The following is a 22,175-nucleotide window of genomic DNA, read 5'->3' as shown; positions in this document are numbered from 1 at the left end:
TAACACATGAAATTAAATATTTATCCCACTAAACTGGTGCTCAAACATCCCTTTAAAATAGCCCATGATTCAAGGGAAAGTCAGGAAACTGTAATTGTGGAGTTAAGAGAAAACAGTTTCTCCGGATTTGGGGAAGCCACTACCAATAAGTATTATAAAATTACAGCTGAGTATATTAGTAAAAGCCTGGAAGAAGTAAGAGGTTTTTTGGCATCCTATCAATTTGAAACGCCTGAAAAACTTTGGGAAGAGTTAAACCAACGCATTGGGAAAAACTCATTTGCCTTATGTGCGCTTGATGAAGCAGCCTATGATCTTTATGGAAAAATTCATGGAAAACCGGTTTATCAGCTTTGGAATTCAAACCAGGCAAATAATCCATTAACCAACTTTACCATTGGCATTGATTCCATCGAAAATATGACTAAAAAACTTCAGGAACAGCCCTGGCCGCTTTATAAAATAAAATTAGGAACATCCGAAGATATTGAGATCATTAAAGCTTTAAGAAAAGTTACAGATGCGGTATTCAGGGTTGATGCCAACTGTGCCTGGACCACTGAAGAAACGATACAAAATTCAAAAGAAATGGCTGAGTTGGGTGTAGAGTTTATTGAGCAGCCACTAGCTGCTGACAATTGGGAAGGAATGAAAAAGGTTTTTCAAAAAAGTGCATTGCCCATTATTGCAGATGAAAGTTGCATTAAGGAAAATGATGTGGAAAAATGTTATGGGTATTTCCATGGAGTCAATATTAAGTTAACCAAATGTGGTGGACTAACTCCAGCCAGGAGAATGATTAAAAAAGCAGAGGAACTGGGATTGAAAAAAATGGTAGGATGCATGACAGAGTCTACGGTGGGTATTTCCGCCATCGCCCAGCTTTTACCTCAATTAGATTATGTAGATATGGACGGAGCTTTGTTGCTCAAAAGTGATATTGCCAGTGGAGTTACCATTGAAAATGGAATTGTAAAATATGGGAAAGAAAACGGTTCGGGTGTAACATTATTAAAAGAAACTTTAAATGTATAAGGACATGAATAAAATATTTTTGATTGGGTCAGTAATTTTTTTGTTCATGGCCTGCACGCCATATAGTTATATAATTGAAAATGGCACCGTTTACGATGGCTCTGGTTCACCCGGAGTTCAAACTGATATTGGGATTAAAAGGGATAAAGTAGCTAAAATTGGTAACCTGGATTCTAAAAAAGCCAAGCAAAGAATTGATGCAACAGGCATGGCGGTAAGCCCTGGTTTTGTAAACAATCTCAGTTGGGCAGCCTATCCTTTTCAACTTGATGGCCGATCTCTTTCGGATTTAAAACAAGGGGTTACTTTAGAAGTTTTTGGAGAGGGTTCATCCCTTGGGCCATATAATGCCAAAGATGCCAAAAACGGCCCACTTTCATTTTATGACAATATGAAAGCACTGGAAGAAAAGGGAGTATCTTGTAATTTCGCTTCATATGTTGGGGCTACCACTATCAGGATCAATCAATTAGGATATGAGGACCGGGCTCCAAATGCGGAGGAACTTCAGAAAATGCAGGAATTGGTAAAAGAATCTATGGAAGGTGGAGCGCTCGGGGTTGGCTCTTCTTTAATTTATCCTCCAGCGTTTTTTGCCTCTACCGAGGAATTAATTGCCTTATCCAAAGAAGCTGGAAAATATGGCGGAAGATACATTTCCCACATGAGAAGTGAAGGAAATAAAATTGAAGAAGCTGTAAATGAATTAATAAAGATTTCAAAGGAAGGAAATCTTCCTGCTGAAATTTTCCACTTAAAAGCTGCCGGGGAAAATAATTGGAAAAAACTGGATGGAATTTTGGCTAAAATCGATTCGGCCAATGCTGTAGGTTTAGACATCAAAGCCAATATGTATAATTACACTGGAGCATCTACCGGACTGGATGCCTGCTTGCCTCCTTGGGCTCAGGATGGAGGGAAAGAAAAGTTTTTGGAAAGGTTGGCAAATCCTGAAACAAGAAAGAAAATTATAAGTGAAATGGAAAGTGATGAGACAGATTGGGAGAATTTTTTGAGTCTTTCAGGTAAGCCTGAAAATATTCTTTTACTTGAATTTAATCAGGATTCCCTGAATTACCTCATCGGAAAAAATGTAGGAGATGTAGCCAGAATTTATGGAATGTCACCGGCAGAAACTATTGTAGAATTAATTTTAGGAAACCATGGGGATATAGGTTGCGCTTATTTTTTAATGACTGAAGAAAATGTGAAAAAGCAAATCAAGCTTCCCTATATCACTTTTTGCTCTGATGCCAGGTCAATTGCCGCTGAAGGGAAAAATCTGGAATCCATGACTCATCCCAGAACTTATGGGAACTTTGCCCGATTATTAGGCAAATACGTCAGAGAAGAAAAGGTGATTCCACTGGAAGAGGCCATTTATAAATTGAGTTGGCTTTCGGCTCAAAGGATAGGGGTGAAGCAAAGAGGTAAGTTGGAAAAAGGTTTTTTTGCTGATGTGGTAATTTTTAACCCAAATACCATAATCGATAAAGCCACTTTCGAAAAACCTCATCAATATGCCGAGGGGGTAATTCATGTATTGGTGAATGGTGTTCCGGTAATTGAAAACGGAGCACATACAGGAAAAACTCCCGGCAAATTTGTGAAAGGTCCCGGATTTAAGCAATAGGAAAAAGCAGGGTAAAGGTACTCCCTTCTCCCAATTTACTATTTAATTTAATTGCTCCTTTGTGAGCTTCCATAATATGTTTTACCAGGGTCAGGCCAAGTCCTGTCCCTTTGGTATTATGTATGGATCCGGTGGTTACCCTGAAAAATTTTTCAAATATTTCCTTCTGATGAAGTTCTGAAATACCAATCCCCGAATCTTTAATTTTTAATTCCACTTGGTTCTTTTCTAACCTGGTTTCTATGGTGATTTTTTTCTGTTCTTCACTATACTTTATGGCATTATCCAGTAGGTTAATTACCGATTCTGTAATTGCTCCTTTATCTAGGTTTAAAGCCGGTATTTCTCCAGCTTGAAATTGGTATTGGAATCCTTTTGATCTAAGGTGATAATCATAATTGTTTAAAACCTCATGGATTATCTCATTAAGATCTGCTTTTTCGAAATGGTATTTTTTTCGGTCGGCTTCCATTTGAGAAAAGTTCAGAATCTTATTTACAATTCCACTAAGTCGGTGGGCTTCCTGGCTTATAATGGAATAATATTCTTTCTTTTTTTCTTCGGACTTTACCCTATTCATTTGTAGGGTTTCTGCAAACATACTGATTAAGGAAAGTGGAGTTCTTATTTCATGGGAAACATTGGACACAAAATCGGATTTTACCTGAGCCAATCTTACTTCTTTTCGAATGTTTCTGAAAACCATGACTACCCCTATAAGAAGCAGGACATTAACTGCCAAAATAAAGATTAAGTCAGTTTGTGACCGCTGTCTGACCAATTGATCAATTGTTTCTCCTTTCAGGATGATGCCCAATTCATAACCGGGAAAAAGCCATAGCGGGCGGCTTTGCTGAATAGTTTTTCCTTCAAAGTCTTCTGTGCTATAAACCGGGTTTTCAATGTTTTGATGGAAAGCTGTGATAATAAACTTTTCCAGAGAAATTGATTGGATTTTGGGTCCCATTTCCTCCTGAATAAAAAGTTCAGGATCTACAATTAACCCTGCAATTTGATAATCCTGATTATCTTCATCCAATAAAAAAATTAAGGGAAACTTACCATTCGGTAATTCTGGTTTATTAAGTCCTTCAATTTTTCTATAACCTCCTCTTTGAAACGTAAAAAGTTTCTTCACCACATCATTATTAAACAACACCAATTCTTTTATTGCAATGGAAAGAGCTTCTTTATTTCTCAGAGTATCCTTACCCAAAAAGGTGATTTTCAATTCACTTAAATTATTGATCAAAAAAATATGAGTAATCGATTCATTTTCTTCCATTATGGCCTGAACCGCCTTTTCTCCATTTGTGTAATGATCATTCAAAGCACTATTCAATTCACTGGCAATAGAATTGATCACATCATTTGAGTATTGATTTACGGAATACAAAATGGCATCCAGTTGGTTGTCATAAATTTCCTTTATATCCTTTTCATTTTGATTGAGCTGGGATATTTCATAAACCGAAAAAGAAATAACTGGCAAAAGAAAAATCACCATTAAAATGAGCCCGATTTTTAACAAAGGTTGCTGATTCATGGGCTTAATTTAGTTAAAAAATGAGAATTGGATAATTTCTTTGGGGATAATCGAAATGAATTCCTGATGGAAGGAAAAATGCCATGAACTTCATTTTAATTTAAACTTTTATCAACTTCAAAGGGAAACTTTTACGGTGGAATTAAAATTTATAATTATAATTGTCGGAAGGTAAATTTCGATAATCTTTTCGACTGATTTATATATTTTTTTATGAATGCTGATATGACGGAAGAGGCCATCGTTGTTCAATTGAGAGAAAATTTTGATGCCTCCCTTTTTGGGGAACTTTTAACCCGGTATCAACCCAAGGTTTTTTCCAAATGTAAATTCATGGTAAAGGATGAAGATCAGGCTAAAGATCTTACTCAGGAAACGATAATTAAAGTTTATTTAAAACTTAATTCCTTTAAAGATGGAGCTAAGTTTGGGGCCTGGATTTTAACCATTGCAGAAAATACCTGCATCGATTTTTTAAGAAAAAACAAGAAAAAACTCAACCTGGAAATCACCAGAGAAATAGCCGATTCGGTGGAGGATATTTCTGAGTTGGATGAAGAGTTGCCCCCAGAAATTACAATGGAAGTCCTGGCCGAATTAATGGAAAAATTAACCCCGGAGGAAAAATTGATTTTGCTTTTAAAATACAACGAAAAGTTGTCGGTAAAAGAAATTCAGGATTCTCTTGATTTGGGAGAAAGTGCTGTGAAGATGAGATTAAAACGGGCCAGGGAAAAAATTACAAAACTCCATAAGAATTACCTGAAATAAAAAAGACCAGGAATTACCTGGCCCTTTAAATGTGTTTATACTCTTAAACCTTTTTGCCCATTAGTTTTGATCGATATCATCAAGCAATTGCACTGCAAATACTTCTGATCTTACCATTTTACCATCTTTGGAGAAAATAACCATTTTCCTTTCTTCCACCTGGTCTACCAAAACCATATAGGCTTTGCTGCCTTTACTGTTGGTAACTTCATAGTACTCAGTGATATCTACAGGATTGAACATTTCTGAAGCAGCAGTTAAAACTTTCTCGTTTACCTCGTCTTCAGATATGAATTTGCCAGTTTCAGTCCAGTTACCTTCAGCGTCAAACCTGGCATAGAAGAAGTCTCCTCCTTCCTCAAAATAAGCTACATATATTTTCTCGTTAAAATCCCATTGTGAAGGTTCTGCATCTTCAAATTTGTCAGAGAATGCTTGTTTAATTTTTTGCGGTACATCGTTAAATGCAGAAACATTTAATCCAAACAGGAAAAACACAAATAACAAAGAAATACCTACTAGTTTTTTCATAATTTTATTGATTTGCATTTAATTAGTTTTCAGGGTTTTAGACTTCTTCATTTTGTTTGGCGATTGTTTCTATTACCCCCAATATTTAGTTTTTTTATGTAAGCATTACGAGGCTTTTTAAAAAGGTCACATCTATTGGGAAATTTTTTTTTCAAGAAGGGACGTTATTTGAAACATTGTCCATAGCCTATTCAGGAGTGCTTTTTGTTGGCTTTCGCAATATAGGGTGATTATCTGATTGAGTTAAATCTTAAAAAGAATTCTAAAGGATGTTTAGGAAATAAAAACAAAAATCCCTATATTCATTAACTTTTATTAAGAAATGATAGCCAAGCATTTTGAGTGATTTAAGAAGAAGAAAAACTCGAAATTTTAATTTGATATTTTCAAATCCAGCCAAAGTATTTAAAGTTTCGGACTGAAAAACCGGATGAATAGATTTAAGTTATAACTACAAATTTTTATTTCTTAACCAATCCAAAACCTAAACCCTCAGGCCTATGGAACCTTTGATCTATACCAAAGACATCTTTTCCCAAACAAAAGAATGGAGAATTCTATTGGAAGAGGTAAAGGAAAAGCTTATTGCAGAACTTATTGAGCTTTCCGAAATTCTCGACAATGATGGGATTAGTCAGCATGTATTCTATAAACTTTATGGATTACAAAATCAATTGGTAGGTTTAAATATGTCTATTGATAAGCTTTTGGTAGAACTAAGGAATTGGAATGAATTACTGGAAGAGTACCCTGAAGATTATTTATTCACAAAAAGTAATAACTTTTTTAAACATTACCTGATTACTTCTAAATCAATCCGAAAAATATTAATTAAGCATAAGGATTTAATGACTGCCTGCTATAATGAAAAATTTTCTTTTGATTTAAGTGCCTAAAGCAAGCTGTTTTCTCATTTTCCAAGGTTTCAATTTATTGAAACCTTTTCTGCTTTATGTCTAAATCTCTTCGCTATTAGGCATAAAATTTGACCTTTCTGTTAACATTTGTTTAAACTTGCAATTGAGTTTAACTCAGGTTTTTTAATTATGGATTTATTGGAACGGGAATCATTGGGAAATTAATGATTTTTAAGATGAAGGAGTAATCTTACTGATATTATGACAAAAGCGGGCTAACTTAAAGGTATGTGAAAATTGGATTTGACGTGATTAATATCCTACAGAACATTTTAGACCTCATAATCCATCACCAATAATTTATCCGTAATTAAAAATTAGTTTAATCTATTTAGTAACTAACCACATTATTAAGAATCTGAATAATAGCTGCAAAAAAATGGTTGATTTGTTTTATGTGATCAGAAGGTTTTGCAGGTAAATTTTAAAATTGTGATGAAAAAGTTTTTTTTGAGAAAAAATTTAGGGCTGGTTGTTTCATTTTTATTAATCTTTCAAATTAGCCTACAGGCACAGAAGGTGAAACCTCACCTCAATAAAGGCATTAAATATTTTCAGTCTGGTGAATACGAAAATGCAGCGGATGAACTCGAAAAGGTTCTAAAAATTGAGCGAAAGAATAATACAGCCAGATATTATCTCGGATTATCGGAATTAAACCTTAAAAACTCGAAAGAAGCGCTGGCACATCTCAAAATGGTAGCACCAGATAGTTTTAAAGAATATCACTATAATCTGGCAAAAGCATATTTGTATAATGCCATGTTCGATGAGGCCTCCGAATCAATATCAATACAAATTGCTTCCAAAAAAATGGTAAAGGAAAGTGAAGTGTTGGCAGAGGCGATTCGGAATGGTAAAAGTATGTATGCGCAACCCAAACCAAATACTATCGAAAATTTAGGAAAATCCATTAATTCCGAATTCCCTGAATATAGTGCCATTCTTACCGAAGACCACCGAACGATTATGTTTACCAAAAAACATACAGACAATAAGGGAGGGACCCAAAACGGAGAAATGATGGAAGATATTCTGGTTTCTTCCATGGATGAAAACGATGCATGGAGTACCCCGGAAAGACTAAAAGGCCTGGTTACTGTGGGGCATGATGCCACGGTGCAACTATTTGGGGAAGATTCTAAAATGCTGATTTATAAAAACGGAGATTTGTTAATTACTGAAAAGGTTGGGGAGAAATGGTCCAGCCCAAAATCCATTGGTAGTAACATCAATGGGAAAAACAGCAAGGAATCTCATGGCTTCATTTCCAAAGATGGAAAAACCTTAATTTTTAGTTCTAATGCCAAAAGCAAAAATGGCAATATGGATTTATTCATTTCAAGGAGAAGTAGTAATTCCGGAAGTTGGGGAACACCAAAATTGCTTTATGAATTGAATACCGATGAGGACGAAGAATCTCCATTTATTGCCGAGGATGGCACTTTATATTTCTCATCCAGAGGCCATGATGCAATTGGGGGATATGATATTTTTAGTGCAGAATATGACTCCTTTAAAAAGACATATATCAACCCTAAAAACTTAGGTTATCCAATAAATTCAGTTTCAAATGACATCTTTTTTAACCTGAAAAATGACATTGCTTATTTCACTTCCGATAGAGTTGGAGGACACGGAACAGAAGATATTTACCGGGCTTATATGTTCGAAAAAACCATTTTAGCAGGAAAAATATTTGATCAAATTTCCCTGGATCCCCTTCAGGGCTGCAAAATTGTATTGGAGGCAGATGGCATGGATTATTTTTATACCACGAATGCTGCAGGGGAATACAAAGTAGAAATCCCATTTGATAAAACCTTTCATTTGAAAATTTTAAGAGATGATAAAGTAGTTTTTGAAGAAGAGTATAAACCTGTCATCTCATTAAAAGACCCGAGAAATGTAAATCGGGATTTCTTTGTGGAAATAGAGAAAGAAAAAGAAGTTTTTGCATCCAAGAAACCGGGTCAGGATTTGGTGAAAAAGTCTGGGAATACTGCTGCAAAACCTAAAATCACCAATCAAACAGGGAAAACCCTTCCGAAATTTAAAGTAGGCCAAAAAATGATAGCCAGAATTTATTTTGACCCGGCAAAGGCTACCATTACCTCAGAGTCTTATGATGAACTCAACAGCATTGTGAAATTGTTCAAAGACAATCCTAACCTAAAAATAGAGATTTCCGGACATACCGATAATGTGGGAGATCCAAATTACAACTTGAATTTATCTCAAAGAAGGGCTCAGGCTGTGGTAAATTACCTGGTTTCCAAAGATATCGATGCTTCCAGGCTAACCGCTAAAGGTTATGGAGAGACCAAGCCTCTTGCCAGTAATGACGATGAAAAGGACGGAAGGGAAATTAACAGAAGAATCGAAATGAAAGTTTTGAATAATTGATTTCTCTATCATTATTTGGAGAATGAATTGAGTTTTTTTTAACAAAAAATTAAAATCCAAAATTAGACTTTTTAAGAGGTTTGATTTTGGATTTTTTTTATAATTATTTTTTTCCGTTTTAATTCTTCTTATAGGATTTACCAATTAGATTTGATTATAAATCTTTGAAAATCATTCTTTCTAAAAATATCCTAATGAAATTTCTTTTTAAAATTCATTTTCATACTAATTGGGGACAAAGTTTAAGATTAACCGGATCAATACCAGAGCTGGGCAATGGAGATATCAAAAAAGCCATTCCCCTGAATTATAAGGCAGATGGTATGTGGGAACTGGAATTAGATTTATCGGATTTTAAAGGAAGATCAATAGAATATAAATACCTGCTTTATTTTGAGGATATTGACCGGGAAGAATTAGAATGGGGTCCGTTCAGAGAAGTAACCTTGTCTGCAAGAAAGTTTGATTTAATTGTGCTGGAAGATTCCTGGAGATCTTATAAAGAGATTGAAAATACTCTGCATACAAGTGCATTCAAAAATGTAATTTTTCAGGATTTCGGTGGTCATTTATCCAATGAGGGTAAAAAGTTAAAAAAAAGGAAAAAGAATTCCCTTACCCACAAGTTTCAATTGAAAGTGCCCAGGATTTCTGAAGGCTATAGTGTGGTTTTGGGTGGGAATCATCAATCCCTGGGAAATTGGGAAAATGATAAAGTAATTCATATGGAATATTCCGGAAAAGAAGATATGTGGCAGGCTGAATTTTCCCTGGATACTTTTTTCCCCATTAAATATAAATATGGAATCTATGACCTGAAAAAGAAAGAGGTTGTAGAATGGGAAGCAGGAGAAGATCGATATTATAACCCTGATGCCAAACTTAGTGCTAAGAAATTCATCATAAAAACAGATGAAAAATTCAGGTATAACAAACCGTGGCGTGGGGCAGGGGTTGCCATTCCCGTTTTTTCATTAAGAAGTAATAATGGACTGGGGGTTGGAGAGTTTCTGGACCTGAAGTTAATGGTTGACTGGGCAAAGAAAACCAATCTTCAAATGATTCAGGTATTGCCTATTAATGATACAGTGGCTACTCATACCTGGACGGATTCCTATCCTTACGCTGCAATTTCTGTATTCGCACTTCATCCCATTTACCTGAATATTCAGGCTATTGGAGCGCTTTCTGCTAAAGTCACCAACGATATTTTATTATTACAAAAGGATATTCTAAATAAAAAGGAAGATGTAGATTATGAAGTGGTAATGCGGGCTAAATCCCGCTTTTATAAATTGATTTTTGATGAACAAAAAGACCAGTTTTTGGCAGATCCGGCCTTTAAAGAATTTTTTGAAACGAATAAATCCTGGCTGGTCCCTTATGCTGCTTTTTCCTACCTAAGGGACCTGTTTGGTACCCCGGATTTCAATAAATGGGAAGGGTATGAACGCGTATCAGAAAATGATCTTGAAAAATTAACAAGCCCAGCTGCTGCTCAGTATCCGGATGTGGCTGTTCATTACTTCATTCAGTTCCATTTACATAAACAATTACTGGAAGCAGCAAGTTATGCAAGAGAAAATGGTATTGTACTAAAAGGAGATATTCCTATTGGAATTTATCGACATAGTGTGGATGCCTGGATCAAACCCGAATTGTTCCATATGCATGGACAAGCCGGAGCTCCACCAGATGATTTTGCCCAGGAAGGACAAAACTGGGGATTTCCTACATACAATTGGGAGGAAATGCAAAAAGACAATTTCTCCTGGTGGAAAGAAAGGTTTAAAAAAATGGAATCCTATTTCGATGCCTTCAGGATTGACCATATCTTAGGCTTTTTTAGAATTTGGGAAATTCCTTTTGAGAATGTAGAAGGAATTCTTGGGCATTTTAATCCTGCTTTACCTTTTAGTGTGGAAGAACTTCAGCAAAGAGGGCTTCATTTTGATGAGGAAAGGCTTTGTAAACCCTACATAAGAGAGCATTTATTATTAGAAATATTTGGAGAAGAAAAGGAGGAAGTTATTCAGGAATATTTGGAAGAATACCAACCTGGTGTGTACAAAATGAAACCTGAATTTGATACCCAAAGAAAGGTTGAAGAAGCGCTTAAAATTAAAAAAGATGATGCGCTGGAAGTAATCACTCAAAAACATCAATTAAAGAAAGGCCTTTTTAAATTATTAGGTGAGGTACTTTTATTGCCAGTGGAAAATTCTGACGGAAGGCTCTGGAATCCTAGAAATGCCATGCATTTTACCCAGTCATTTAAAGAGCTTGATGGACATGCCCAACGGATTCTTGATGAAGCTTATGTAGATTATTTTTACCACAGACATAATGATTTCTGGAAAGAAAAGGCAATGGTAAAATTGCCGGCTTTAAAGGCGGCCACCAATATGTTAATTTGTGGGGAGGATTTGGGGATGGTTCCTGCCTGTGTTCCCGGGGTAATGGATGAATTAGGATTTTTGAGTCTGGCCATTCAGCGAATGCCCAATAATAGTGATTTGGAATTTGGCAAGCCTTGGGAGAATCCCTATTTATCAGTTTGTAGTCCTTCAACCCATGATATGTCCAATATTAGAGGATGGTGGGAAGAAGATGCAAATAAAACCCAACGGTATTTTAACCAGGTGATGGGGCAACATGGAGAAGCGCCCAAGGAAGGAGAACCATGGGTTTGCCAGGAGATTGTTCTCCAGCATTTGCACAGTAGTAGCATGTGGGCTGTTTTCCCAATCCAGGATTTATTAGCTATCAGTGCTGAATTGCGAAGAAAGAATCATTTGAAAGAACAAATCAATGTGCCGAGTAATCCAAAGCACTACTGGAAATATAGGTTTCATCTAAATTTGGAGGAATTAATTCAGCAGGATGGTTTTAATTTGGCCATTAAAAGAATGGTATCCGGTTCAGACAGGGTTTTGCCCTATTAAAACCAGAAACCTGATAGGGCAGGATAGGATTCCCGATTAACCATAATATTATTCGGGAAATAATGAAAAAATATGATTATGAAAACCTGTTTCCTAAATGCTGCGATCCTGTTGTTAATTTTTCCCTTTCTTTATTCCTGTTCCTCTGTTCAAAAGGAAGAAGGGGCTGAAGAAAAAGAACCTAATTTTACCAGGCCGAAGAATGTACTTTTGATCATTGGGGACGATCATTCTGCGAGGGTTTTGGGTTGTTATGGAAATGACAAGGTTAATACGCCTAATTTGGATCGACTTGCTACAGAAGGAGTACGGTTTTCCAGGGCTTATGCCAATGCACCACTTTGCAGTGCTTCAAGGCAATCTATTTTGACTGGGAAATACCCGCATGCTACAGGGGTTACACTTTTAACCACTTCTTTTCCCGATGAAAATATTACCATTGCAGAAATGCTTGGTGAAGCGGGTTACAAAACCGGAATTTTCGGAAAAACCCACTTTAATAATCAGGGCTCTCATGGTTTTCAGGTGATGATGGGTAGAAGCCAATTCAGAGAAAGTATTGATTCGCTGGAAAATATTGAAATTCCGGAAGGTGTGAAAGTTAGACCTCAGTGGAAACCATTTAAGGATCCGGCCAGAATTTGGCTAAATGCGGATATGGCCACTTCTGGCTTGCCCTATAAGTACGATCAGGCTACTTTTTTTGCAGACAGAACCATCGATTTTATTAAGGCAAATAAAAACAATCAGTTTTTTGCTACCCTGGCTTTTTTTGAACCTCATTCTCCCTTTAACTTCCCCATAGAGTTTTCGGGAAAATACCAACCGGAAAAGGTACCTTTTCCAGAAGGCAGTGAGGAGGATGATCAATGGATTCCAGCAGTTTTTAAGGACCTCACCGAAGAAGAGAGAAAGGGAATAATTGCATCTTATTATACTTCTGTAGAATATGTGGACAGTAATGTAGGCAGGGTGATGGAGGCGCTAAAAGAAAATGGATTGGAAGAAAATACCTTGGTAATTTATATTGGAGACCATGGATATTTGTTGAACGATCATAAAAGGTTTGAGAAACATATGATGTGGGAGCCGGCCATTAATGCTCCATTGATTGTACGAGGATATGGGGAGAAAGGAAAGGTGTTTTCTACTTTTGTAGAGTATGTAGATTTGGTACCAACCATACTTGAAATTTTAGAGAATCCCGGAAATCAAGAAATTCAGGGGAAAAGTTTTGTTCCGGTGTTGGAGGGGAAAACAGAAAATCACCGGTCTCAGGTATTCTCGGAGTTTTTAGCTGATAACAAAGCCATGATAAAAAATGAACAGTGGAAATATATCTTTTCAACTGGCCAAAGAGACCTTGGGCAGGGTTATGCAACAGGAAATCCTCCTACAGGAATTCAGCACAGGCTATATAACCAGATAGAAGACCCCGATGAAACAACCGATCTGGGAGGTAAAAAAGAATATAAGTCAACTTTGGATTCAATGAAACAGGAATTATTGAAAGTGTTTAATGAAACACATCCTGAGGCTTTTAAACTTCCGAAAGGATTATCGATAGATGAAAAACTAGTATGGTTTTGTGAGCCCAGAGACAAAAATAAGGATTTGGATGCGCAGTAAAATCAGCCTTTTTACCTTAATTTTTAAGTCCTTGGTTTTGTTTAATCCCAAAAAATGCTAAATTGAAAATGGAAGAAAGTCAAAATGGACAAATTGTTTCTTTCTATTCTTTCAACTACTCAATTCCTGAAAATAAAATTCAGAGAATTATTGAATGGTATTCTTTTTATATAAAATAATTACAACAAATAAAATTATCATTGGTTTCCTGCAGGGTTTCAGCTTCGTAGCTAATTAATTACAAACCTCTTTTCTAACAAACAATCCTGTACAAATTGTAAAGGAGCACATTGTGCCACTTCAGTTTAATTTTTTGTCATAATAACAAGCTAATGCTGTTTATTTATTTTTAGAATAAGTGAGCCGGTTAAGCTGCTGTTATCTAATTTTTTAAAACATGAAACCAATTAATAATCTTCAGGATTTATTGCTTGAGCAATTAAAAGACTGTTACGATTCAGAGCTGCAACAAATAGAGGCCTTTCCCCAATTAATGGAAAAATCTCAATCCCTCCAGCTTAAAAATGCAATTAAATTAAGCCTAGAAAAATCTGAAATTCACTTAAAACGGTTAGAAAGAATGCTTTCCAAAATGGGAATTATCACCGTAGAAGAAATTTGTGAGGGAACACTAGGAACTATGAACGAAATTTGGACTCTAATGAGCAGGATAACGGACAAGAATGTTTTAGATGCTGCCATTATTACTTGTGTACAACATATCCACCACCACGATATTGCCGGTTACGGAACAATCTGCGCATTTGCTAAAGCATTAGGTAATTTCGAAATGGCTTCTACTATACATGAAATGTTGGAAGAGGAGAAAAATATCGATAAAATGCTTACTGATATGGCAATTGAAAGTATAAATTTTAAAGCCAGAGATAAAGATTTCATGGAAGCCACAATCTAAATTATTAATTTGACTACACTTTTTTGATTCCTGTGGTTACTACGCTACCTTTTTATTTTTTAATCTGCCTTCCCAGAGTAATGAAAGTCTCCGGGAAAGGCAATTGATTTTATCAGATTTTATTTGAATCACTTTTGAGTGGAAATGGATTCTTCTTTATTTGATCCATTCTGGACGATTATTTCCATCACCTTTATACTTTCTTCATTGAATCCGAGATCCGGATCGGTTAAATCAAACTTTAAAGTTTCGGTGATATAAGCCTCGCATGAATCATTGTTGTTATCGTGGGTTAAAACCACCGGATATTGAGGAGGGTAAATCAGAATAACCGCCTCAGGCCAAATGATTTCAAAGGAGTGTTCTTTACAACCACCGCTATAAGAAATCTCAATCATTAAAAAATTTCCTTCTTTATAAACTTTATTAAGTCTGAACTCATCTGAAACAGAATCTCCTTTACTCATTTTCAAAGACAGGGCTTCATATTCTTCCTGATCCAGTTTTATGCTAAGGTTTGAAATATCATTATTAACCTCATCGGGATTAACTTCTTTTTCTTTACAGGAAAACCCTCCTAATAGCAGAGTAAAGATGAAAAAATACTTTTTTAGGCAGTTCATAGCTTTAAGTTATTTTAAAAAATTAATTTTAACTAGTTTTTGATATTCACGGAAAAATTCCAACAAACGCTGCAAAAAAAGTCACGGGGTATGCAGGTAAACAAAGTTATATTATATCAGGTTTGGGTTATTGTCATTACTTTATGTACGAGTTTTCTGGCCATATTCATTCCGCTTAATATTGTATTCAGAGTTTGGCACAATCCCGTTTTCAATTTCCTCAATATTTGTGTAGCTGTTTTTTTTGCCTTAGATGTAATCATTAGTTTTTGGCGAGCCGGAAAAATGATACACCCTGGGTTGACAGAGGTGAACAGGGAAAAACAAAATTATATAAAAAGATGGCTGGTGCTTGATTTGCTCTCTATCCTTCCTTACGATTTTATTTTTGGTATTCCCTTTTTAGGGTTATTGAGGTTGTTGAAAATATTTAAGGTAATTGGAATTCTCAAAAAATTCCGCTACTATGAAGTGAAATATACCACTACAATTACCTTGGTGTATTTTTTCTTTTGGCTTATACACCTGGCTCACTGGATTTCCTGTATCTGGCTGGTCCTAACCGGAGCAGACCCTAACCATAATGAATATTCAAATTATTTACTGGCTTTGTATTGGAGTGTAACTACACTTACTACAGTTGGTTATGGAGATATTACGCCTCAATTGGCAGATAATGCTCAAATTCTGTTCTCTATTATTGTTCAGCTTACGGGAGTGGGAGTTTATGGAATTGTAATTGGTAATATTGCTGGGTTGATTTCCAAAAACGATCCGGCTAAAGCTCAATATTTGGATAATCTGGATAAACTAAAAGCCCTAATCAGGTATAGAAATTTGCCAAAAAACCTACAGGGAAAGCTTAGAGATTATTTTAATTACATGTGGCAAAACAGATACGGTTATGACGAAAATGCTTTCTTATTAAGTCTTCCTGAAAATTTACAAAGAGATGTGGCTATTCACCTTAAAAAGGAAATAATTGAGAAAATTACTCTTTTTGCAGGCTGTAATGAAGGATTTGTACATCAAATTTCCATGCACCTGGAGCCGGAAGTAATTACGCCCAATGACCTGGTTTTTAAATATGGTGATATTGGACATGCCATGTATTTTTTGGTAAAAGGTGAACTGGAAGTTTTAACCCAAAAAGGAGAAATTATAGCCAACATAAAGGAAGGGGATTTCTTTGGTGAAATAGCATTGTTTATGGATACTCCTCGAACCGCTACCATAAAAGCCACAACCTATTGCGATATTTACAAATTGAGAAAAAGGGAGTTTGATAAAGTAATTTCCAGCTATCCGAAAATTGGGGAAAATATAGAAAAATCCGTTAGAGAAAGAAGAGCCAGGTATGTTTAGTAAACATTTATTTTTAATTCTCTGAATTTATGCTTAAATCTGCACAAGAAAGGCAAACATAATAATTGATGTTGCCTAAATTACATTTACATTTTTTCTGTACCGATTAAGTGTATACTACTTACCTGAAATCAACTTTTTTTACTAAATTATTAATGGGTTGGAAAATTTATCTGCCACCCTCAAATCATTTCTTCATAAGTTTTAGATAATTTAAAATATTCATTTCATGGGAAATAATTCCGGGAATTTCAATTCCAGTTTATTGAAAAGACTTTCGATTATTGTCGGAGTATTGGTCCTTATTGTGTCGGTGGTGTTTTATTTTAATTCAAACACCCAAGCTAAAAAACCAATCAGATCCACAGTTGATGCCTCTTTTGAAGCTTATGTTTCGGGTTATACTTCCGGGATAATATCTAAAAACTCAAGCATTCAGATTATTCTGGCCAGCGAATATGAAGATGATAGTCGTACCGGGAAAACCGAGGCAGATCAACTTTTTGATTTTTCTCCTTCAATTAGTGGAGAAGTGACCTGGCTGGATGGCAGAACAGTTGAATTTAAACCTGAAAAATATCTGGCTTCCGGAGAAAGATATCAGCTTAGATTTAAACTCAACAAACTCATTCCCAACCTTCCGGAGGAAATGGAAAACCTGGAATATGAATTTGAAACCATAACTCAGAACTATGATGTAAATATTGATGGATTGGTGGCTGCTTCGGATGGGGATATTTCCAAACAATCTCTTCAAGGTTTAATTCAAACGGCAGATATTAGTGAAAATGAGGATGTAGAAAAAATCCTTTCAGCCAATTTAAATGGAAAATCACTAGATATTGTCTGGAATCATGGTGGTGGAAATATTCATAATTTTTCTGTAGAGAATATCACCAGAACGGAGGAAGAAGGTACTGTTGAATTAAGCTGGAATGGCTCTCCAATCGGAGCCGATTATACTGACAGTGAAAATGTAATTATTCCGGCTTTAGGTGATTTTAAGCTAATTGAAAATAAAGTAATTCAAACACCTGATCAATACATCATTCTGCGCTTTTCAGATCCTATTCAGGACAATCAAAACCTGGATGGCCTTATTACTGTTCAGGGAATTAGCAACCTGAAATATCAGGTAAAAGGAAATGAAATTCTGGTATTTCCTTCGGTTAGACAAACCGGTGCTTCAACGGTTAAACTTTTTCCAGGTATCAAAAACTCTCAGGGATTCAAGCTAAAAAATGAGGTGAGTGTGCCTGTGGTATTTGCACAAATGAAACCTGCGGTAAGAATTTCAGAAAAAGGTACAATTTTGCCTTCAACCAAGGGGCTGGTTTTACCCTTTGAGGCAGTGGGTTTGAATGCAGTGCAGGTGCAGGTAATTAAAATTAAAGAAGAAAATGTAGCCCAGTTTTTACAGGTAAACGGATTAAATGGAAGAAGTGAAATAAAAAGAGTGGGGCGTCCTGTTATTGCCCGAACAATTGCCCTGAATAATACAGGAAATGCCGATGTTTCCTCATGGAAAAAATATTCCATCGATCTTTCCCAACTTATTGAAAATGAACCAGGTGCTATTTATCAGATAAAGCTTGGGTTTAAGAAAGATCATGTGTCCTATTATTGTGATGGAGAGAATATTGGCAGTGAAAACCCAATTACACTGGCCGAGGATAATTTATCGGAATTGGAAGAAAACTATGACCGGAACTACTATAGTTATTACGATGACGATTATTACTATTATTACGATTGGGAGCATAGAGATGATCCCTGTTATGATGCTTTTTATGGGGGAAATCGTTCGGCTCAGATCAATGTACTTGCTTCCGATTTGGGTATAATTGCCAAAAGAGGGAACGGAGGAGAAATGGTAGTAGCCATTACAGATTTAAAAACTACTCAACCCATTCAGGGTGTTGATCTTCAGGTATTTAATTATCAAAATGGGTTAATAGCAGATGCCAAAACTGATGGAGATGGATTGGCTAAATTAGATACCAAATCCAAACCGTTTTTGTTGGTTGCCAATTATGGGAAACAGAAAGGTTATGTGAAACTCGATGATGCTTCTTCATTGTCTATTAGTAATTTCGATGTTTCAGGTAATGAGGTAAAGAAAGGTTTGAAAGGCTTTATTTATGGGGAAAGGGGAGTATGGAGACCGGGAGATTCCCTTCACATTACTTTTGTGTTGGAGGATAAGGACAGAATTCTCCCGGAAAATCATCCGGTTATATTTCAATTGCATAATCCAGAAGGGCAAATTGTAGAAAAAATTGTAAAGGCTCAGGGGTTAAACGGATTTTACAATTTTACCACTTCTACCGACCCAGAGGCACCAACAGGTAATTGGTTGGCTAGAGTTTTAGTAGGTGGAACTGAGTTTACCAAATCACTGAAAATTGAAACTGTTAAGCCCAACAGATTGAAAATAAACCTGGACTTTGGGAAAGATAAAATTACAGCCGGAGACGATCAGGTAAAAGGGGAGCTTGAAGTGAAATGGCTTCATGGAGCAATTGCTCCAAACCTGAAGGCTGAATTTGAAGTGGACCTTTCTCAGGCTGTAACCAAATTTCAAAAATACCCTGCCTATAATTTTGATGATGAGGGAAGGCGTTTTTCGGGAGAAACCCAAACCATTTTTGATGGCAGACTGGATGCCAATGGAAAAGCTACTATCAATGCCTCCCTCAATATTGAAGAAGCTGCACCGGGAATGTTAATGGCTAATTTTAGTGGTAAAGTGTTTGAAGAAGGTGGTGACTTTAGTGTTGACCGATTTAAAATACCCTATTACCCTTACCAGTCTTTTGCAGGAATGCAATTCCCTGAGTCTGATTCATGGAGCCGGTTATTTTATGACAAAACCAATTCCCTTGACATTGTAACGGTGACACCGGAAGGAACACCAGTTGCCAGAGATGGTGTGGAGGTGGAAGTATACAGATTGGAATGGAGATGGTGGTGGAATAGAAATAATGAGGAGGTGGCCAATTACCTTAATCGTCAGAATAAAATTCCTGCAGCTAGTGGAACAGTTAGTACCGGCACTGACGGAAAAGGGAATTACGAGTTTGACCTGAATCGCTGGGGAAGGTATTATGTTAGAGTTTGTGATCCGGTTTCAGGGCATTGTACCGGAGAAATTCATTACACTTCGTGGGGAGGAAATAGTGAAGATGTTCCTGGAGGTGCAACCATGCTTACTTTTTCTGCAGATCAGGAAAAATATGAGGTGGGGGAATCTGTAAAGTTAAATATCCCTGGTAGTGAAACAGGCAGGGCATTGATAAGCATTGAAAATGGACGAAAAGTATTAAAAACTTTCTGGTTGGAAACCACCGAAGGGGCAAATGAATTTTCATTCGAAGTTACTCCGGAAATGGCACCAAATATTTATGCTCATGTAGAATTGATTCAGCCGCATATGCAGACGGCAAATGATTTGCCTATCAGACTTTATGGAGTTATTCCAATCATAATTGACAATCCGGAAACACATTTGGAACCTGTATTAGAAATGCCGGATGTTTTAGCACCGGAAAAGGAGTTTAAAATCACCGTTTCTGAAGCTTCAAGTAAATCGATGACATATACCGTTGCTGTGGTAGATGAAGGCTTATTGGATTTAACCCGTTTCAAAACTCCGGATTTATGGAATTACTTTTATGCCAGAGAGGCACTTGGTGTGAAAACCTGGGATTTGTATCAAGATGTAATGGGGGCCTTTAGCGGTTCAATGGGAAGATTGTTAGCACTTGGAGGGGATGAGTCTGGTGATATGCAAAAGAATGCCAAAGCCAATAGGTTTAAACCAGTGGTGAAATATCTCGGTCCATTTAAATTGGCAGAAGGAGAAAGTAATGAACATACTATTAGATTGCCAAAATACATAGGTTCTGTAAAAACAATGATTGTAGCAGGGGAAAATGGAGCCTATGGTTTCACTGATAAAGCCACTCCGGTCAGACAGGAATTAATGGTATTGGCAACTCTACCAAGGGTACTTGGCCCGGAAGAAAAAGTAGCGCTTCCGGTCAATATTTTTACTTTGGATGAAAGTGTAAAAACCGTTGATATTCAAATAAAATCAAATAGTTTACTGAACATTTCCGGTGGAGGAAAACAACAGGTTACTTTTGATAAACCCGGAGAAAAACTTGTGTTTTTTGACTTATCTGTAAACGCGGGAATAGGAGTTGGAAAAGTGGAAGTAGTGGCCACCTCTGGAAATAAAAAAGCCACTTATGAAGTGGAACTGGATGTAAGAAATCCTAACCCTCCTGTAACTGATGTAATTGATGGTGTGGTAAATCCCGGTGAGAGTGTTACCCTCAATTATTCACCTGTGGGTATTCCCGGAACCAATTCAGGAGTGCTGGAAGTTTCAAGTATTCCTGCCATTAACCTGGGCAAAAGATTGAATTACCTGATTCAATATCCATATGGTTGTATAGAACAAACCACTTCATCAGTTTTCCCTCAATTAGTTTTAACCGAAATTCTGGATTTGCCTCAGGATAAAAAAATTCAAATTGAACGGAATATAAAAGATGGCATCAAAAGACTGCAAAGTTTTCAGAATAATGATGGTGGGTTAAGTTATTGGCCAGGGCAATATGAAAGTAATGAGTGGGGAACCAATTACGCATTCCATTTTATCGTGGAAGCTGAAAAAAGAGGATATAGTGTTCCTTCCAACTTCAAAGGAAACATTCGAAGATACCTGAAGAAAAAAGCGCAGGCCTGGCGACCAAATCCAAATTATAGCAGAGATGATCTAATTCAGGCCTACAGGTTATACACACTGGCTTTGGATAAATCTCCTGAAACGGGAGCCATGAACAGGTTGAGAGAATCTAACGATTTATCAATTCAGGCTAAATGGCGGCTTGCTGCAGCTTATTATTTATCAGGGAAAAATGATGCTGGAGATCAATTGGTTTCCAACCTGTCAACCACCGTAAAAAGTTACCGGGAGCTTTCTTATACTTATGGTTCCTCCGATCGGGATGAAGCAATGATTTTGGAAACCATTGCCTTAAAAGAAGATAAATCTAAAGGTATTGATCTCATTAGAAAAATTGCCGGAAGATTATCTGAAGACAATTGGATGAGTACTCAAACTACCGCATATTGTTTAATTGCTATAGCTAAATATGCCGGAACGGATAAAAATGGAAAAGGAATGGCGTTTTCATTTGACATTAATTCCCAGGGCAATGAAAAAGCTACCACAGGATTATCAATTGTGCAAAAGGATTTAGGTATAAAGGGCAGTGAAAAAGGAAAAGTAGTGATAAAAAATGATGGAGAAGGTATCTTATTTACCAGATTAATATTAGAAGGCACTCCGGCCAAAGGAGATCAGTCTGAGGCGGAAAATAACCTTCACCTCAATGTGAATTATACCGATAAAGATGGCAAAACCATTGATCCTGCCAAAATTGATCAGGGTACTGATTTTATAGTGGAGGTAACCGTACACAACCCGGGTACACGAGGAGATTATCAGGAAATGGTATTAAATCAGGTTTTTCCTTCTGGTTGGGAAATTCTAAACTCCAGAATGGATGGAACAAATGCCCTGGAAGGGTCAGACGAACCCACGTATCAGGATATTCGGGATGATCGGGTATTTACCTTTTTCGATTTAAAGAAAAATGAAAGTAAAACTTTTAAGATCCGATTGAATGCAAGTTATGCCGGGCAATATTATTTACCCACGATTTACAGTGAAGCCATGTACGACAATACCATCAATGCCAGAAAACCTGGTAAAACGGTTTATGTACAAAGACTAACCGGACAATAAATGTTTTTAAAGTCAAAAAAGCCTCCGGAGATGTAAT

Annotated in this window: 13 protein-coding genes; 10 read left to right on the top strand and 3 right to left on the bottom strand. The window is 36.5% G+C overall.

Going from position 1 to position 22,175, the window contains the following annotated elements:
• Nucleotides 1-6: 6 nt before the first annotated feature.
• Both A3EM_RS0122435 and A3EM_RS0122430 read left to right on the top strand, forming a co-directional pair.
• Nucleotides 7-1,035, top strand: a complete 1,029-nt coding sequence (locus A3EM_RS0122435; protein WP_020530501.1) for a dipeptide epimerase — start codon at nt 7-9, stop codon at nt 1,033-1,035.
• A gap of 4 nt (nt 1,036-1,039) precedes the next feature.
• Complete coding sequence (locus A3EM_RS0122430; protein ID WP_026210525.1) at nt 1,040-2,668, top strand: N-acyl-D-amino-acid deacylase family protein; 1,629 nt, start codon at nt 1,040-1,042, stop codon at nt 2,666-2,668.
• On the opposite strand, the gene A3EM_RS46135 is transcribed toward A3EM_RS0122430, so the two are convergent.
• Complete coding sequence (locus A3EM_RS46135; protein WP_020530499.1) at nt 2,658-4,214, bottom strand: sensor histidine kinase; 1,557 nt, start codon at nt 4,212-4,214, stop codon at nt 2,658-2,660. The genes A3EM_RS0122430 and A3EM_RS46135 overlap by 11 nt on opposite strands.
• Before the next feature lie 213 nt (nt 4,215-4,427).
• On the opposite strand from A3EM_RS46135, the gene A3EM_RS0122420 reads away from it, so the two are divergent.
• Complete coding sequence (locus A3EM_RS0122420) at nt 4,428-4,985, top strand: RNA polymerase sigma factor (protein WP_020530498.1); 558 nt, start codon at nt 4,428-4,430, stop codon at nt 4,983-4,985.
• Nucleotides 4,986-5,045: 60 nt separating this feature from the next.
• Here A3EM_RS0122420 and A3EM_RS0122415 read toward each other — a convergent pair whose 3' ends face one another.
• On the bottom strand, nt 5,046-5,516 hold the full coding sequence (locus A3EM_RS0122415; RefSeq protein WP_020530497.1) for a PepSY-like domain-containing protein: 471 nt from the start codon (nt 5,514-5,516) through the stop codon (nt 5,046-5,048).
• Nucleotides 5,517-6,016: 500 nt separating this feature from the next.
• Here A3EM_RS0122415 and A3EM_RS0122410 point away from each other — a divergent pair, with 500 nt between their 5' ends.
• From A3EM_RS0122410 to A3EM_RS0122385, 5 genes are all read left to right on the top strand, one after another.
• Nucleotides 6,017-6,412, top strand: coding sequence for a hypothetical protein (locus A3EM_RS0122410; protein ID WP_020530496.1), 396 nt, complete (start codon nt 6,017-6,019; stop codon nt 6,410-6,412).
• 456 nt (nt 6,413-6,868) lie between these two features.
• Complete coding sequence (locus A3EM_RS0122405; protein ID WP_157638030.1) at nt 6,869-8,839, top strand: OmpA family protein; 1,971 nt, start codon at nt 6,869-6,871, stop codon at nt 8,837-8,839.
• Nucleotides 8,840-9,033: 194 nt separating this feature from the next.
• Entirely contained in the window at nt 9,034-11,784 is a 2,751-nt protein-coding gene (locus A3EM_RS0122400; protein ID WP_020530494.1) for a 4-alpha-glucanotransferase, read from the top strand.
• 78 nt (nt 11,785-11,862) lie between these two features.
• A complete protein-coding gene (locus A3EM_RS0122395) occupies nt 11,863-13,413 on the top strand; it encodes a sulfatase family protein (protein ID WP_157638029.1) in 1,551 nt (516 codons plus the stop codon).
• A gap of 397 nt (nt 13,414-13,810) precedes the next feature.
• Complete coding sequence (locus tag A3EM_RS0122385) at nt 13,811-14,329, top strand: DUF892 family protein (protein WP_020530491.1); 519 nt, start codon at nt 13,811-13,813, stop codon at nt 14,327-14,329.
• A gap of 128 nt (nt 14,330-14,457) precedes the next feature.
• On the opposite strand, the gene A3EM_RS0122380 is transcribed toward A3EM_RS0122385, so the two are convergent.
• Entirely contained in the window at nt 14,458-14,952 is a 495-nt protein-coding gene (locus tag A3EM_RS0122380) for a hypothetical protein (protein WP_020530490.1), read from the bottom strand.
• A gap of 90 nt (nt 14,953-15,042) precedes the next feature.
• Between A3EM_RS0122380 and A3EM_RS0122375 the strand changes: the two genes are divergently transcribed.
• Both A3EM_RS0122375 and A3EM_RS0122370 read left to right on the top strand, forming a co-directional pair.
• A complete protein-coding gene (locus A3EM_RS0122375; RefSeq protein WP_157638028.1) occupies nt 15,043-16,317 on the top strand; it encodes an ion transporter in 1,275 nt (424 codons plus the stop codon).
• Nucleotides 16,318-16,546: 229 nt separating this feature from the next.
• Nucleotides 16,547-22,138, top strand: a complete 5,592-nt coding sequence (locus A3EM_RS0122370) for an alpha-2-macroglobulin family protein (protein ID WP_020530488.1) — start codon at nt 16,547-16,549, stop codon at nt 22,136-22,138.
• Nucleotides 22,139-22,175: the final 37 nt, after the last annotated feature.

The sequence above is a fragment of the Flexithrix dorotheae DSM 6795 genome (genome assembly GCF_000379765.1).
Classification (GTDB): Bacteria; Bacteroidota; Bacteroidia; order Cytophagales; family Flammeovirgaceae; genus Flexithrix; species Flexithrix dorotheae.
Note: the sequence above shows the minus strand (reverse complement) of the source record. Positions and strands in the feature narration are given on the sequence as shown.